A 17,063-nucleotide genomic window follows, 5' to 3' on the forward strand; every position below is an offset into this window, starting at 1 on the left:
TATGTTTATCTTCTGACCTTTTTCTTAAGATCAATTCCCAGCTGTTCAAAGGTTTCAAGTATCCTCTCATATTTTGTGTCGTCCATCTCCCCATCCCCTGCCACTATCCTTATCTCTGCCACTGCATCAACGTCACTGAAGTCCTCGCTGATGGTCCTCTTGATCCTGATGATATTTGACATGTTTTCAAGGGCGGTGGTGAATTCCAGTTCAATCCATTTAATGTGCCCATTCTCATCTTCCACTAGCTCATCTTCCACTAGCTGCAGTACCTCACCCTCTGTGAAGTCCGGCATATCCTTCCCATCAACCCTTAGCTTACCCTTCTGTATACCCTCATCTATGACCTCTCTGAGTTTCTCCTTAACGATTTCAGGTTCACACCCCATACCCCTGTACTTCTCCGTATATTCTCTCAGTATCTCAATCGTTGCCATTTTCATCCGGGCCCGTTTTTCAAGTTCACCAACACCTATATCTATGGCATCAGGGGGGCACTCCTCACAGAGTTTTGGATTAACTATTATTTCGGGCGGCTTCAATGAGACACTGCAATCCTCACCGATATGTCTGCACTTTGGGTCGCCTGGGTCGCCTTCCAGTACGCCGAGCCCAAAGAGCCTCCTCTTCACACCCTTCCTTATTGCTTCCTCCAGTACACTGGGACTCATTATCCTCATGGCACCGGGTGTGGTGTGGAAGCTCCTGAGTATCCTCTCTGTCTCAATATAGTCTTCCTGAAGGTATTTCCTCTCGATTATCACAGGATCCAGGGATTCAAGGAGTTTATCCTCCTCAATGAGCCTGCTTTTTATCTCATAGTCAACCTTCACATCTGCACCGTAGCTTGCCATCCCAAGGTCTATCCTTTCAAGTCCTGAACGTGAGGGTACAAATACCATCCTGTAAAGGTTCCTTATACTCTCCCTGTCCTCAGCTGAGACTGACTTTATCTTCTCCCTCACCTCCCTTTTCTGTTCATCTGTAAGGGAGAGTTGCCTGTCTGATTCAACAGCCATCCAGGCAAGTTTTGTCTTTATGTGTTCAACAAGCTGGTACCTGTGTGTATCATCCGCCTTGAGGAATATCAGGGTATTCTTGTAGACCCTGGGCTTTTCGCCCTTAAACTCAAGGAAACCAGTACAGTCATCGGCGTCCTCAAGTACTATGAGCTTGAGTTTCATGTCATCAGGGACATCGGAGGCGGAAGATGGCCAGATGTAGACACTGAAAATCTTCTTACCTGTTATCTCGCCGAGAAGGCGCCTCTCCTCATCCCTGACATCCTCATCCCTTATGTTCTCCTTCTTCCTGAGGACTATGGCGTTGAGGTTGGCCTCAGCAGAGAAGTAGTAGAGGTCCACCTGCTTGTGTATGTAGAATAGCCTCTCAATCATCATGTTGAGGGCCCCGTCTATGATGGACATGGGGATCTCAGACTCCAGGCAGGCCATCTTTATATCCCTTATGGTTGCACCGTCCCTTACCCCTCCCCCTGAGAATGAGTACAGGAATATTGATCTCGCTATCCTTGTGCCTATCATGTAGGGCTCGTACCCCCTGAGTTCCCTGTCAATGATCCTGGCACCTGCATCGGGGGATGTTATATCGGCGGCTATGATGCTATCAAAATTGTTACCTGTGAACCTCAGGAACTCCCTTTTGAGGTTACCTGACTCCAGTGGAAAGTCTGATAGCCTTATAACTGGTGTGCTGGATGATATGAGCCGGTTCACCACCATGGCAAGTAGTCTCAGCACACCCCTTGTCCTCTGGAAGTTTGGGAACGAACCCCATCTCTCATAGAGGACGTCTATAACCTCTGGCTGGAAGGGGTAGCTCTTCCTGAATACCTCACGATAGTCGGCTGCGTTCATACCCTCAGGGAGGATGCCCTCAGATTCTGCCTTTTCAGTGAACTCCTCTATAACATCAATGGCCGCTGATTCATCCACCCTCTTAAACAGCCTCTTCCTTATGACAGAGTAGATCTCGTCGTCCTCGACGGGTGTGAAGATCTTCTCTGTCCTCCCCAGAACCTTTGTGAGCTGATGGAAGAGTTTCTCTGCGGCTTCATCATAGTGTTCAAGGGAACTTGATGGGAGTGTCACCACCAGTGAAACTCTCTCGAGGGCTGATGCTGCCTGGCTTAGCTCCTGCATGAATGCCAGGAGCTGGCCTGCAAGTGTGGACTCCCCAACAGTCACACCACTTGCCTTCACCGCGTACTCGAGGAGTTCATCCATGAGTATCAGCACCGGCTGCTTCTCTCGGAGGAGCCCCATGATCTTATCCATACCCGGGGAGGTCATCCCTGAGAATTCCCTTACCTCCCCACGGAGCTGCCTCTCCATTTCAGCCCAGAGTGTTGTTTCACTGGCGTCCAGGGCGTCGCCTGAGAGCACAACTCTGGAAGCCCCTATATCACCTGCCCTGTGGTAGAGGGATATGAGGGTATGGGTTTTACCCCCACCGAAGGGTGTCTGGAGCTGTATCACAGGGTCGCCGCCCCTGCCCTCGAGTCTGTCACCAACGATATCCATTATGTTCCTGAGTCCACGGGTCATGTAGGTTTTCCTGAAGAAGACATCAGGGTCCTGGTACTCTGCTGGTGCCTCCCCCTTGTGGACACTCCACAGGTTGGCTGCGAAGACGTCCAGTGAGAGCCTTTCCCCCATTATGTCCTCATGTGGCTCAGCAATGTTTACAAATGGCCTCATCATAACCTCCTCCAGTTCATTTATAATCCTTCAGTGTTTTCTGTCTTGTTTTCTCCTTGAGGCTCTTCATCATGGTCTCCCTGTTCACAATTAAACCCTCAAGCCACTGCTTTTCCCTGCAGTTTGGCAGGAACTCTATTATTGCCTGGGCGACACGGTAGAAGCTTTCACTTGTACCGTAACCTGTCTCTAGGAGAAGTTTCTCAAGTTCTTCCTTTCTGCCCTCACTCCATAACCTGGCTGCAAGGTGAAGGGCGTCTATGAGTTCTGTGGTGTCATGGTCCTCACCCCTTTTATCAGGTCCTAGGACTGTGACCTTACCCCTCTGTATCCTTATGAAGCCTGCCCGGCTGGTGTTGAGGTCTATGCCAAGGCTACCAGCCAGTTTCCTTGCCTCATCGAATTCCACTCTGGAGTTCTCGAAGTTCCACCTGTAGAAGAGGTAGAACCTTGTGAGGGGTGATAGTTCATCTGCAAACCCATTATCCAGGATCCTCCTTATGGCGAAGTCGGCCGCGACACTCCTTATATCATCCAGGAGTCTGGAGCCCCTGACCTCCTCGCCATTGTATTTGAGGATCTCACTGTACTTCCCTATAACCTCCAGGCCGGCGCCTATGGCAGCTATGAAGAAGTCAGGGCCGCTTATACCCTCCTCCCAGAGGTACTCCAGCTTCTCACCGAGGACCTCCTTCAGTTCGACCTGGACCTCCTCATAGTAGCCCGTTTTCTTCTCAAAGTCCGGTTTACGCGCCACGATGTAAATGGATGATGCAAGGGCTGCTGAAGATTGGGCTCTAAGCCTATGTTTTTGTTCGGTGAATATGGGCCATGAAGCCGTCACTATCAACCCGGAGTCCAGGAGGGAGTTTATAACGGTCTCCCAGCCGTGGGTGGTCTTATGGGCGTATACTATGTTTGCAATACCCCCCGGTCTGAGTACACGGTGAATTTCCCTGAAGGAGTCCCTCAGCATGGATTCGAACTCCTCCCTTGCCTCATCCATGCTTTTATCATTGGTGTAGGCAACCATTTCACCCCGCTTGGGGGTGAGGGGTGTTATGAAGAGGTCAGGGTAGAGGTCACCGATGGCCCTCTTAAGCCACACGTAAAAGAAATCTGATAGGTAAGAGTATGGGACATTATCATAGTATGGTGGATCTGTGAAAACTGCATCAAAATAATCATTAGGGAAATGCAGAGAACTCGCAGATCTTTGTATTATATAACCCTCTTTGACTTTTTTTATATTAGATAAAAATTCTATAACTTTCCATATTCTTCTGAAGGCCATGCTCTGCCAGCTTCCAACAGTAGGAGATAAAGGATTTAACTCTGAGTAGTCCCAAGCCATTGGAATAGCTTGCCTGCCAAAAAGATGAACAGTTCTTTCTTGACTTTTATCCCATAAAGAAAGAGAGTTATAATAATCTATCATCCTACTTAAACCTAACCCAAGATAACTCGTCACTGCCTTTGCATAACCTTCATCATATCCTTCATCAAGCATCAGATGGTGGGCTTCTCTTATTTTTTCTGTGAAGGTTATCAGGGCAAGTTTTTGTCTTGAATTGAAAAGATCACCCCAGGTGTTAAGGCCATAATTTCTAACAGAAAATGCTCTTTCAGCCCCACTACCCTTCCCCCGGGGTGTTGGCTCATCTGGGACCGGGTCTATTCCCCACCGGTCCATGAGTTCATCTCTTTTCTTTTCCAGGTATCCATTGGCTTCCATGTAGGCTTCCAGATCCTTTTCTGTTGCCAGCCGGTAGGTTTTGCCACGGCGCCTTGGGTGTGTGAGTACCACGGCTATGAGCCTCTCCCCGGCCTTTCCCTCCTGAAAGAGTCTGCGGGTGTCAGCGGCGGGTATGGTTGAACCGCAGACCGGGCATGTCACGATGGCCCTTGAGATGGTTCCCCTTGAGGGGTCAAAGTCAGGGTCCTCCACGATTTCAAAGTCAACACCATCACCGGACACCACTGGTTTAAGGGCTATCTGTCTGTTCTTTTTCCTGACAAGCCAGAACCCTGTCTTTAAAGGTACCTCCACTCCGCAGTCAGGGTTCTGGCAGGGGAGTGTCCTGGCCCATATATATGCTGCGGGTACTGAACCATCCTCATCAGGTGGATAGAAGCGTGAGAGCTCCTCCTCAGCCTCCCCCAGGACCCATTCGCCCCACCTCTTAACATCCCTCAGGAGTGGTGGTTCACTGTCAGCCCAGGACTCATCAACCCCATACTTCTGGGGGTACTCAAGGGTGCACTTCTGTATCAGGACAGCCACCGGGTTGAGGTCCATACTGTAGGTTTCACACCCCAGACGGAGGGCCTCAAGTGGTATGCTGCCACCACCACCGAAGGGGTCCAGGACACGTGGTGGGCGACCATGGTACTCCCCTATATCCCTCCGGGCCCTCTCAATCATCCCCTGATTCAGACTGTTTTCCCATAGGCTCAGATCCTCGATGAACCTCTTAACCTTAACCTCCTCCAGGTCATCATCGGCGGCCGGGATCAGGCTGGCGTAGATGGTGGCCCGGCTGCTTCCTAAAGGTTTTCTTGACCACCAGATGTGCAGTGTTGATATGTGGCCGTGCCTGATGTTCTTTTCCCGGGCGGAATTCTCACTCACCTTTGAAACTGGGAACGTCCTCTCAATGAATCTCTCATCCATGAATTATTCCTCCATTCTCCTTATCTGTTCAGCGGGTACAATGTACCTTACCTCCTCTCTCCTGAGGGGTTCAAGGTTACTGTATGGGTCCTGTATCACTGTGAGTTCCGGATCGGTGCCGGCATTGTAGACCACGTACAGCCAGTAGTTCTCCCTGAACCTCCGGGCCTTGAGCCATTCATTCTGTGTCAGTTCAACATTATCCCTTCCTCTCCTTGCCTTGACCTCAATGTATCTGATCTCTGAATCAGAGATTGATCTGACATCGAATCCAAGGTTCTCCCCTGATACGTCCTCGGGGATCCTTCCGTGTCTCCTCTCATGTTCCATTGTAATCTTCATGCCTATCATCTCTATGTCCTCTCTCCCCGGTATCTCAGGGGCTTCCACGTGTATAACTCCGAGGAGTTCTGGTGGTGAGGCTGTGAGGGTCTCCTCCATCTCCATCTCCCTTTCAAGTTCCCTCATTCTCTCCTTGTATTCCTCGAGTCTTTCCTCCTCGTTTCTTATGGCTATGCCCATGTCCTCCCCCTGGTCGAGGCGATCGTAGTATTCAAGGAGTTTTTCCTGTGATGTGTCTATGAGGTATTTTATGGATCTCAGGCCGTACTTCCTCTTTATACCTGTTTTCCTCTTCCGCTCATCCTTGAGTTTATCCATGTACCTCATCACGGATTCAGTTGCGGCTGCGGTGACCCCTTCCTCATTTATTTCATCAACAACGGGGTGTCTGTCGGGTACGAGGTCCCAGAGGATCATGGGGCTTACCTCCACAACCTCTTCGCCGTTATCGTATAGGGCGAATACCCTTTCACCTGCACTTTCGTTCCTTCCATCTGTGACTCTGCCCCTGTAGAACCACACCGTCCCCCTGTACCTGCCGGAGGGATCCCTGAAGGTCGAACCCCTCAGGAGCGAGTCTCCAAACCTCTTACCTGTGTACCTTATGGTGGCCTCAAGGAGGGGGTGGCCGAAGGATATGAACTCTCCTTCATCTACTCCGGGGTTGAAGGTGAGGTTCCTGTATTCCTTCCTGAGTGCCCCGTACCGCCTTCTGAGTTCATCGTCCCAGAGGCGAAGGAGTTGCCTGGGTGTTCTGAGGGTGTACATTCCATTCCTCTCAGTGTATTTCCACCCCATCTTTTTGAACACTGCTCTGAAGAATTCCTCCACATACTCTGGTGCAAGTTTTCTCTCCTTTATTATGCGCTGTATATCCTTCATCCGGGTGTAGTCCACTTCAACTGCCAGCTGTTCATCCATTATCCTCTTAAGTATATCCTCCTGTGGCTTGAGGAGTTCTTCTATCTCCTCATCCCTGATTTCTCCCCGGAGGGTCATCTCTATTATCCTTGATATGTCGCGTTCGGTGTATATCTCACCGATTACATCGTAGACCTTATCCGATCCTATGTCCTGTCTGATGCTGTCCAGTTTCTCAAGGAGCCTCCTCATTACGAGGCCCTCACGGGTGTTACCGGCCACGAGATTGTATATGTGTACATCCCTTCTCTGCTTGTACCTGTGTATCCTCCCCATCCTCTGCTCAAGGCGGTTGGGGTTCCATGGGATGTCATAGTTGACCATTATATGGCAGAACTGCAGGTTTATGCCCTCACCCGCGGCCTCGGTTGCAACCATGACCTGTTTGTTTCTGCGGAAATCATCCTCTGCTGCTATGCGTTCATCCATGCTCATCCCGCCGTGTATGGTGCATACGCTGTATCCCCATGACTCTATCTTTTCGAGAAGGTAATCGACGGTGTCCTTTGATTCACTGAATATGAGGATCTTCTCATGGCCTATCTCCTCAAGGATCTTCTGAAGCTCCATTAGCTTGGTCTCGGATCCGGATTTGAGGAGTCTCTCTGCATCCTCTATCAGTCCTTCGAGTGTCGAAACCTCGGCTTTAAGTTCAGGGATGGAGTCCGCCAGTGTGCTGCCCTCGAGGGAGCTTTCGATCTCCCATATCCTCCTCTCCTCAAGGTCGCTGTAGTCAACCGACAGCAGGTCGCTGTAGTCGCCAGACACCTCTCTCATGGATAGTGATTCAATGTTCTCCATGAGCTGGATGCACCTGTCCCTCTTCCTCATGAGGGACCTCATCACCGCGTATATGCTTGAGGCCATCCTCCTCTGCAGGAGCATCATGGCGAATGCATGGGCCCTCCTATCAGTTGCGATGGCCCTGTTGTATTGCTCTGTTATGTAGCGTGAGATCTCATTGTAGAGTTCCATCTCGGCGTCACTGAGGTTGAAGCTGTGGGTGTGTGTATATCTCCTGGGGAATATGGGTTTCCCATCGAAGTCCCTGAGTTCCTCCTTCACCCTTCTTATGAAGAGTGGGTTATCCCTGTTCCTCCTCGCCTCCTGTATGAGTTCAGGGTTTGAGAAGAAACCTGGTCTGAGGAGGTCCAGGAGGAGGCGGAATGCGTCGGGGTCCCCGCTGTGTGGAGTTGCGGTGAGGAGCAGCATATGGTCTGATGTCCTGGAGAGTATCTGCCCCAGTCTGTACCTCCTTGTCATGTCCTTCTTGTTCTCCGACCTGATCCGTGCACTCATCTTGTGTGCCTCGTCAACCACTACGAGGTCCCACCTTGTTGATGAGAGGGATGACATTACATCTTCCTGTTTTGCGAAGTCAATGGAGGTTATGTAGCTGTTCTCAACCATCCATGGGTTTTCACCCTGCCTTGAACTCATATAGGGGCGGTCCATGATCACGAAGTTCTCCTGGAATTTATCCTTCATTTCACGCTGCCACTGGGCCTTGAGGTGTCCCGGTGTTACTATGAGGACCCTGCTGGCGACTCCCCTTAACTTCAGTTCCTTTATGATCATCCCCGCCATTATGGTTTTACCGGCGCCGGGGTCATCGGCTATCATGAACCTCATATGGGGCATCCTTAGGGCGTAGCCGTATACTGCCTCAAGCTGAAAGGGCAGGGGGTCTATGCGGGATGTGTTCATTGCGAGGTAGCTGTCAAAGAGTGATGCGTTCCTGAGGCGGTAGGACTCGATGCCCATGAAGAATTCATGTGGTTCAGCCCCGAAATCCGTGGTCCTCATCACCTCAACCCGTTCAAGGTCCTCCCTGGTGAGTATGCTGTTTACAGTGGAGTTGGTATCCACTGTGGTCCCGAAGATTATTATATTCTCTCCGCTCTTCTTGGATTTAAGGACCCTGACCGGTTCCGGCCAGAATGGGCCCCTTATCACGCATCCCTCCTCTATCAGACGACCACCCCTGTAAATGTAATTTCTTAATGCATTATGTTTAAGCTTAGATTGTCCAATTTTTTCATTTATTCTATTAATCTATAAAGGTTTCCATTTTTGGTTCCCCCCATCAAATAAGGCTGTCTTAAAATGGATTTCTGATGAACTGACGGTTGATGGGAACTGCATCAACAACTATTAAGGTTGTCTTACATTAATTATAATCCATGAAGCCCCACCTGAGGAGGGAACTTAGCCTCTTTGACACCATTAACCTTGTAATAGGGACCATAGTGGGGGCCGACATCTACATCGTGGCGGCCTATGGTGCAGGTAGCCTTGGCCCTGCCTCCATACTGGCCTGGATCCTCGCAGGACTCATGGCCATGGTTATTGCACTTGTATTCTCTGAGGCCTCCAGGATCCTTCCTGTGACGGGGGGCCCCTACGCCTATACATGTGAGGCCCTTGGACGTTTCGCAGGGTTCATAACTGGATGGTCCCTCTGGGTTTCCTCGTGGATAGCCATAGCGGTGTTCCCCATAGCCTTCGTCTACTACCTTGAATACTTCATCCCCCTGAATGTTATCTGGGAGGCCGTCATCAAGGTCCTCTTCATAGTCTCACTCACCCTCATAAACATCGCCGGGGTTGGGAGGGCCGGTAAGGTGAACGATGTCCTCACGGTCCTCAAGGTGGCGCCGGTACTCCTCTTTGCAATCCTGGGGGCGGTGCACCTTGCCCTCAACCCCGCAACCCTTACAGGTAATTACACCCCTCTGGCACCCATGGGCCTCGGGGCCCTTGGAGGTGTCACTGTACTGGTTTTCTGGGCCTACGTTGGATTTGAACTTGTAACGGTCCCTGCAGACGAGGTTAAAAACCCTGAAAGGAACATACCCCTGGCCATAACCCTTGGGATGGTCTTTGTGATGCTATTCTATCTCATCACCAATGCCGTTATCCTTGGGCTTGTACCATGGGGGGTCCTTGCGGCCTCAAACGCACCCCTCACGGTTGCCGGCTACAGCCTCATGGGTGGGCTCGGGGCCCTTATACTCACTGCAGGTGCTGTGTTTTCGATTGCCGGTTCAGAGGAGGCCGGGATGCTCTCAACCGCCAGGCTGCTCTTTGCCATGTCCAGGGATGGTTTCCTGCCGCGTGCCCTCTCCAGGGTGCACGGGAGGTTCGGCACGCCCCACGTCAGCATCCTGGTTCAGAACCTCACGGCCCTTGCAGCCGCACTCACCGGTACAGCGGCTGGGCTCATCGAACTATCAGTTTTAACCCTTCTACTCCCCTACGCAACAACCTGCGTTTCACTGGGGATACTTCGGAGGAGAGATGGCACTGGAGTTCCGGTGAAGAGCGTCCTGGGTGTCCTTATCTGTATTTACCTCCTCCTGAATACCACACCATGGACCATCATCGCCGGCTTACTCCTGATCATGGGGGGCGTGCCCCTCTACCTGATCTTCAGAAAAGAGAATCTGAATTAGCTGTGGATTCAGTGCCTAAATGATGTGCGGAAGGAGCAGCAGGACAAAACTGTAGGTTAACAGTACACAGATCATTATTGTGGAGTGTCTCAGGGCACGTGGATGTCCACCATTTACACGCAGGTACCATGGCCCAAGAACAAAAAGGATGGAACTCAAAAACCCATCAATGTGTTCCAGGGTCCAGTCAAAAAGTAAATACAGGTCTCCGGTTTTCCATGTCATGGTGATGGTGTACATGATCCTGCTACTCTCCTGTGCCAGGTATGGCAGGATAAGCGCCGTGAGCAGAATCAGCGGCCCAAAGAGGATGGGAAGGGATACCATTGCCAGGATACGATCCCCTGACTCCTCAGGATTTATCAGTTGCTGGATTGATAGATACAGAAATGCGAATGGGGTGAGAACCAGGGCCCCCAGGGCCACTGGCAGTTCACTCCGTGGCCTTTCCTTCAGTAATATGTATATGGCTGCAGCCATAAGGGCCCCCATTACTAAGGTGCCCGTGAACTCAGCTCTGAAAATTATTAGTATGAACTGGGCTAGGGTGAGTGCCGTGAAGGCGTATGATATGACTGTGAGTGCCCTGAAGGGGTATGGGTAGATGGACTCAGGGAGGTCCTCCTCGATGGGGACACCGTTAGCTGTATCAAGTCCCATTTTAAGACATTTCTCAGAGGCCCATTGGTTCCCAAGTGCCCCAAAAGCCTCTGCCTTGCCGATCCATACCAGGGTATTCCCTGCATCAAGCTTGATGGCCCTATCAAAGCATCCCAGTGCCTCCCGGTATCTCCCATGTTCATTCAGGGAGAACCCCATGTAGACCCATGATTGGGCATGGAGTGGATCAATGGCTGTGGCCTTTTCAAATGACCTCAGCGCCTCTTCATCTTCGCCCCACTGGTGAAGTATCAGACCCCTTCCATACCATAGGGTGGCGTTGGTGGGGTTCTCATTGATGGATGATTCATAGAGTTCAAGGGCCCTCTGGTAACATGCGTCTCTCTCCTCATCCTCCCCGAGGATGCTGTGGATGTAACCCATCTTGTGCCAGGCCCGGGGATGGGGACTTATTTCTGTCAGTCTCTCAAGTGCCTTCAGGGCATCCCTGTATCTTTCCATCTTCTGGTTTATGTTACTCAGGAGCATCCATGCCGCCGGGTTTTCAGGGTCAGCCTCTGTAACCCTCCTGGCAATGTGGAGGGCCCTCTCAGGGGCACCCCACCCCACAAGAAATTCGGCGAGTGCAAGCAAGACCCTCTTCATAATACATATTCAAATATTAATAATATATAAATGGTGGCTTAAGGATTCGCCGTCCCTCATCCATGGAATAAACTCCGCAATGCTCTGCCACTATTGTTCTGAACCTTCACCCTCCCCCCTGTGGACCGTCTTGGCCCAGCGCCTCTCACGCCTCCTTAACATGTGAATTGCTGCGGCCGCAAAGAGTGGCAGCAGGTATAAACAGTAGGCCCAGTACTCAATTGACAGTATGATGGTACGGGGGATGCTGTAGCCGTCCATCCTTATACCGCTCATCGTGAGGGGGAAGAATGCTACAGTTGATATGAGTCCTATTATGAAGGGTGCCTCCATCCTGAATCCAAAGCCCGCCAGGTTGAGGATGAATACAAGGTACCCCAGCATGACGAACCCTATGAAGATCATGGAGAATAGGTAGAATATTGAGTCAAGCTTCCTGTGGAGTGCTATGGGGGCATCGATCATCGGGGCAAGATAGACGAAGAGTGTCTCAAGGTTACCTGTAAGCCACCGCGTCCTCTGCCTGAAGAAGGCCGGCCACTCACTCACGGCCTCCTGGAAGACCTCGGCCTCAGGGGAATACCTGACATTGTAACCCCTGAGCATCAGTTTGACGCTGAGGTTCAGGTCCTCTGTGACAGCGTAACCATCCCAGCCCCCTATCTCCTCAATCACCCTCCTCTTAACAAGCTGCCCGTTACCCCCAAGGAAGGCGGGGACATCCATGTTCATCCTTGACCTCATGATGACGTTACCGAATATGGCGAACTCGATGTCCTGCATCCTGGTGAGGATGTTCTCATCGGCGTTGTACATCCTGACCCTGGACTGGGCGCCGGCCACATCATCACCATCAAGGTGGGGGACTATACACCTGAGGAAATCCGGTTCAACCCTTGCATCGGCATCGAATACCGCTATGATGTCGCCGTCCGCCATCGTCACGCCATCGTTAAGGGCGTACCCCTTACCATTGAAGGCGAAGGGGGCCCTCCTTGTCACAACCTTCAGGTGCCTGTACCTCTTCACCAGCTCCTCGAGGATCTCGCCGGTACGGTCCGTTGACCCGTCGTTCACCACTATGATCTCATAGTTCCTCCTGCCGTTTACATGGTAGTCCAGTGATGATAGGGTCTCAACGCACCTCTCAATGGTGTTCTCCTCATTGTTTGCAGGGACCACGATACTCACCATGGGCATGGCATCTGAAACGGGTCTTTCGGGTTCCCTGAAGCTGAATGTAAGGTGCAGCAGGCTGTAGAGTACCGGTATGAAGAGGGTGTACATGAGCCAGGTCATACTCCGTGTTATGAAGCCGTAGGCTGCAAGTCCAGATATCACCGATGATACAAAGAAGACTCCGGTCTTCTCTATCCTCATCTCCTCTGCCTTGGTGACGATGACCTCGTGCATCCTCCTTGAGTAATCCTCTGTATCCCTGATGGTCTGAAGTACAACCTCTATCTCGGCCCTGAGCTGCTCGGTGCTGAAGGGCTTGAGGAGGTACCCGTAGGGCTCAGTTTCCAGTATCCTTGCGAGTGTTGAGTCATCGGAGTAGGCGGTGAGGTATATGACCGGGATCCCCTGTTCACCCTGTATCAGCTCCGCGGCCTGGATACCGTCCATCTCCCCACGTAGGTATACATCCATGATTACAATGTCGGGCTTGAGTTCTGCGGCCGCTGAAACTGCGCCCTCACCTGTATCCTCAACCCCCACCACCCTGAACCCTGCCTCCTCCAGTTTATGTGAAAGGTCAGCCGCGACGATCGCCTCATCCTCCACAACAAGGACCCCCGCCATTACTCCTCTATCCCTCTCCCCCGGGACCTTCAGGAGATCCCTTATATCCGCCCTGTACCTCCTGAGCGCTGTTTCAACAGTCACCCTGAGTGTCCGGTCATCGTAGGGTTTGAGGAGGTACCCGTAGGCCCCGGCCCTCCTGGCCCTCCCCAAGGTCTCTGGGTCAGAGTAGGCTGTGAGGAACACCACCGGGACCCTGAGTTCCTTCACCCTCCGGGCCACATCCACACCATCCATCTCGCCCCTCAGGACTATGTCCATCAGTACAAGATCAGGTCTCTTCTCCGCTATCAGCTTGAGGGCCTCTTTACCTGTGGCCGCAGTCCCAACGATCTCGTAGCCCATATCCTCAAGTCTCATCTGAAGGTCCGATGCTATGAGTGCCTCGTCCTCCACTATCAGAATTGACGTCATTGAACCTCACCTTAGTCTCCAAGCCACCTTCTGAGTTTCCTGATGCCCATGGTGTTTATTACATCGTCTGGTTCTGCCCAGCCGCGCCTTGCGGTTATAACACCCCACCTGATATTCTCGAGGGCCCCCCTTGAGTGGGCGTCACTGTTTATTGCGATCCTGCAGCCTGCATCAACCGCCATCCTGACATGGGTGTCCCTGAGGTCCAGCCTTAATGGGTTGGAGTTCACCTCCAGGGCGACTCCCACCTCAGCGGCCCGCTCAACCACCCTCTCCATGTCAACGAGGGGGTCGGGTGCCCCGAGTATGCGCCCGGTTGGGTGGCCTATTATATCCACGGGGTCATGTTCCATGGCCCCCAGGAGCCTCTCTGTGATGTTCCCGGGGTCATGGATGCTCGCAACAACCAGGTCAAAGTCCTGCAGGATTCTATCAGGAACCTCAAGGCTCCCATCATGGAGTATGTTAACCTCCACGCCTGCAAGGACCTCCAGGTCCTCAACATGCTCCGCGGCCCTCAGGTATGCGTCCATGTCATCTATGTACCTTGCATGATCTGTGAATGCCAGGTACTCCCTCCCCAGGATGGATGCGTATTCTGCCATGTACTCCATTGTGTCCATCCCATCACTGAAGAGGCTGTGCATGTGGAGGTCTCCCCTGATATCTGACATATTTAAAAGGTCAGGGAGTTTCCCCTCTGCTGCAGCGGCCACCTCTCCGTGGTTCTCCCTGAGCTCGGGTTCGATGTAACTGAGTCCCAGGGCCTCCAGGACCTCTGCCTCTGTCCTGCCGGCGACCCTCTCATCCCCCCTGAAGAGGCCGTATTCACTGAGTTTCATTGAGGAGGAGATGGCTATCCTCCGTAGCTCCACGTTGAACTCCCATGAACCGGTGAAGTAGAGTAGCGCCGATCCAAAGACCTCATCATCGAAGACCCTGAGGTCGCAGTCAAGACCCTCCCTGAGGCGCACCGTTGACTTCCTGGGGCCCTTAACAACAACCTCCTCAACGAGGTCCATGGATGTGAAGTGCTCCATGACCATCTCCGGGTCTGTGGCCGTTACAAGGATGTCGATGTCCCCGACGGTCTCCCTGCCCCTCCTTATGGAGCCGGCCACCTCCACTCTCCTCACCTCCTCGAGTTCAAGGAGCTCTGATTTTATCCTTGATGCGATTGGGACCACGTAGGCCAGGGGCCTCCTGGAGACCCTTGACCTTGCAAGTTCAATGTTGCGGAGTATCATTGACTCCCTCTTCTCACCCATCCCCCTGAGTCTCCTGATGCGGTGCCTCCTCGCCTGCTCCTCCAGGTCGTCCAGGGTCTTTATCCCCAGCTCCTCGTAGAGGAGTTTAACCGTCTTCGGACCCACACCCTCCACTGAGAGAAGGGAGTCAAGGTCCACCGGGTATTCCCCTGCCATTTTTTCCAGGAGCGAGAGTGAACCCGTGGATAGTATCTCCTCTATCTTTGCAGCGATGTTCCGCCCTATCCCCGGGAGTTCCATGAGTCTACCCTGGGCTGCCACATCCTCTATATCCTCCCCGAGAAATTCCACCGTCCTTGCGGCTCTCCTGTAGGCCTTTGTCCTGAATTCATCGCCCCTGAGTTCCATGTAGTCAGCAACACGGTTCAGAATATGGGCCACCAGATGGTTTTTCATAAAACCATATTATATGTTGCATGTTAATTAAACATCTTTGCATATGTTGCATGTTAATTAAACCATCTTTGCTGTGACGTGGAGATTCTATGCAAATAATGAAAATCATGTTAATATGCCATGAATGCCTGTCAAGGGTCTTGTCTCACCGGTAAATCCATAATCTTAGAAGCTGGCGCTGATTATCTTATAGTCGCCAAAATAAAGATGATTATCTTTCAACCGGATCCTGGGAATCCGTGGCTTCCTTGATCTAAAATAAAAGGATGATTATCTCTCTATCTTCAACCGGATCCTGGGAATCCGTGGCTTCCTTGATCTTATGAACCATGCGGTCACAGTGAGTGCCACGATGACTATCAGCCATACAGGAATAACAATCACTGTTCTCTCAGATAGGAGAGGGTCCTGGCTGCTGTAACGACCATAATCCACGCTGAGGGCCACCCTGTAGATGCCAGCATCCAGTATACCCGGCGTCCATTTTAGTTCATCTGAGTAGCTGTCCCCTGGATACACACCCCCACCTGAACTTACAGTATGATCTAGAAATCCAGTGACCCTCATTTTTGATGTGAAGTTCTCATAGACGTTCCCTGAATTTTTTATTGTGTAGAAGAATCTGCCGGGCATTAATCCAATCAGCAGTGCAGGTCCTGTGAATGACTCAACAGCCAGTCGCTCCTTTATATCCCCTGGAAGGCCTACCACTACAGGGACTATCACCTCATTTGCCTGCCTCAGGGTCACCGATGTCCCCTGATGGGCAATATTCCTCGAGGGGGTGGTTGCTGTTACAAGAAGAGCCCCCACAGCGTCCCTGTAATCGTAACTGGAGGGCACATTAACATTAAATTCCACAACCCTTCTTTCACCTGGCCTGAGGGTGAATGAGCCATTGCTGATAGTTATCCAGTCAGCAATTCCATCATCAAGGAGCAGAAGGTTCCTACTATCCTTCAGTATTCGCTTGGAGGTTACTGTGACCTCAAGAACTTCACCATAAGGGTTTGAAACCGTGATCTTACCGTTGTGTGTCCCCACACCCCTGAACTCAAACCTTGTGGGCGCCACAGCAACACCGACTGCGAAACACTCCCCAATCATGGATATGATGAGTATCAGTATTAATATAGGGGCAATTCTCCTGTACAGTTTAACACCTCCACAATAAAAAAATGAAAAAAGATTATTTTACTATGGACTTGATGGTGCCGTTCCACCCGTCTCTACGGCGGCATGGTATATCGTTGTGGTGTAGTTGCCTGGTGGAGTTGCAAATGGTACAAGCAGGTAAAGGTCAACTGGGATTACTGCCTCCGAACCCTGTGATGGAGGGGCCCAGTCTTCCTTAACAAGAGCGTAGCTGGTGGTGAATGCTGTCTTTGATACACCGGCATCATAATCCCCATATTTGAGGTTGGAAAGGGATATGGTATTTGTACCGTTCGCAAGGTGTCCAGATGCACGCACATAAAGGTCTATGGCAACGTTGGATGAATGCCGGACCTGTTCACCGTCTGATCCACCATCCCATGTATACTCCTGGTTATCGGCGAGGAGATCAAGGAGGTATATTGTACTGTTATCTGCACCACCCTTCCAGAATGCTCCGATTGCTATCGTTGGCTCAACCTCAGCCTGAAGCTGCTGTGTGGAGGATGGTGATACTGCTGCGAACACTCCAGGGACTGATCCCATAAGTATCACTGATATAAGGAGTACTGCCATGAGTTCTCTCACTCTAATCACCCCCTGTACAGTTTTAATAAATTCTATCAATACACACATCTATATAATTTAC

General features: G+C 51.4%; 9 protein-coding genes. 1 reads left to right on the forward strand and 8 read right to left on the reverse strand.

What is annotated here, in order from left to right:
- Positions 1-5: 5 nt before the first annotated feature.
- Genes MTCT_RS02355 through MTCT_RS02365 form a run of 3 tightly spaced genes read right to left on the reverse strand, consistent with a single transcriptional unit; the run spans position 6 to position 8,613 of the window.
- The gene (locus MTCT_RS02355; RefSeq protein WP_048175355.1) at positions 6-2,720 is read right to left on the reverse strand and encodes an ATP-binding protein; all 2,715 of its coding nucleotides are present in this window, start codon (positions 2,718-2,720) and stop codon (positions 6-8) included.
- Positions 2,721-2,736: 16 nt separating this feature from the next.
- A complete protein-coding gene (locus tag MTCT_RS02360; RefSeq protein WP_048175356.1) occupies positions 2,737-5,394 on the reverse strand; it encodes a DUF1156 domain-containing protein in 2,658 nt (885 codons plus the stop codon).
- 3 nt (positions 5,395-5,397) lie between these two features.
- Positions 5,398-8,613 carry a helicase-related protein gene (locus tag MTCT_RS02365; protein WP_084126130.1) on the reverse strand — a complete coding sequence of 1,072 codons (3,216 nt, stop codon included), beginning with the start codon at positions 8,611-8,613 and terminating at the stop codon, positions 5,398-5,400.
- 227 nt (positions 8,614-8,840) lie between these two features.
- On the opposite strand from MTCT_RS02365, the gene MTCT_RS02370 reads away from it, so the two are divergent.
- Positions 8,841-10,112 (forward strand): amino acid permease, encoded by a 1,272-nt coding sequence (locus MTCT_RS02370; RefSeq protein ID WP_048175358.1) that lies wholly within the window; start codon positions 8,841-8,843, stop codon positions 10,110-10,112.
- Between the two features lie 15 nt (positions 10,113-10,127).
- Here MTCT_RS02370 and MTCT_RS02375 read toward each other — a convergent pair whose 3' ends face one another.
- The 5 genes from MTCT_RS02375 to MTCT_RS02395 form a co-directional block, all read right to left on the reverse strand.
- Positions 10,128-11,378, reverse strand: coding sequence for a tetratricopeptide repeat protein (locus MTCT_RS02375; protein WP_084126132.1), 1,251 nt, complete (start codon positions 11,376-11,378; stop codon positions 10,128-10,130).
- 90 nt (positions 11,379-11,468) lie between these two features.
- Positions 11,469-13,595, reverse strand: a complete 2,127-nt coding sequence (locus MTCT_RS02380; protein WP_048175360.1) for a response regulator — start codon at positions 13,593-13,595, stop codon at positions 11,469-11,471.
- 11 nt (positions 13,596-13,606) lie between these two features.
- Entirely contained in the window at positions 13,607-15,259 is a 1,653-nt protein-coding gene (polX, locus tag MTCT_RS02385) for a DNA polymerase/3'-5' exonuclease PolX (RefSeq protein ID WP_048175361.1), read from the reverse strand.
- 270 nt (positions 15,260-15,529) lie between these two features.
- A complete protein-coding gene (locus tag MTCT_RS02390) occupies positions 15,530-16,366 on the reverse strand; it encodes a hypothetical protein (RefSeq protein WP_048175362.1) in 837 nt (278 codons plus the stop codon).
- A 90-nt stretch (positions 16,367-16,456) separates the two neighbouring features.
- Positions 16,457-17,002 carry a hypothetical protein gene (locus MTCT_RS02395; RefSeq protein ID WP_048175363.1) on the reverse strand — a complete coding sequence of 182 codons (546 nt, stop codon included), beginning with the start codon at positions 17,000-17,002 and terminating at the stop codon, positions 16,457-16,459.
- Between the last annotated feature and the right edge of the window lie 61 nt (positions 17,003-17,063).

It is taken from the genome of Methanothermobacter sp. CaT2 (assembly GCF_000828575.1).
Taxonomy (GTDB): Archaea; Methanobacteriota; Methanobacteria; order Methanobacteriales; family Methanothermobacteraceae; genus Methanothermobacter.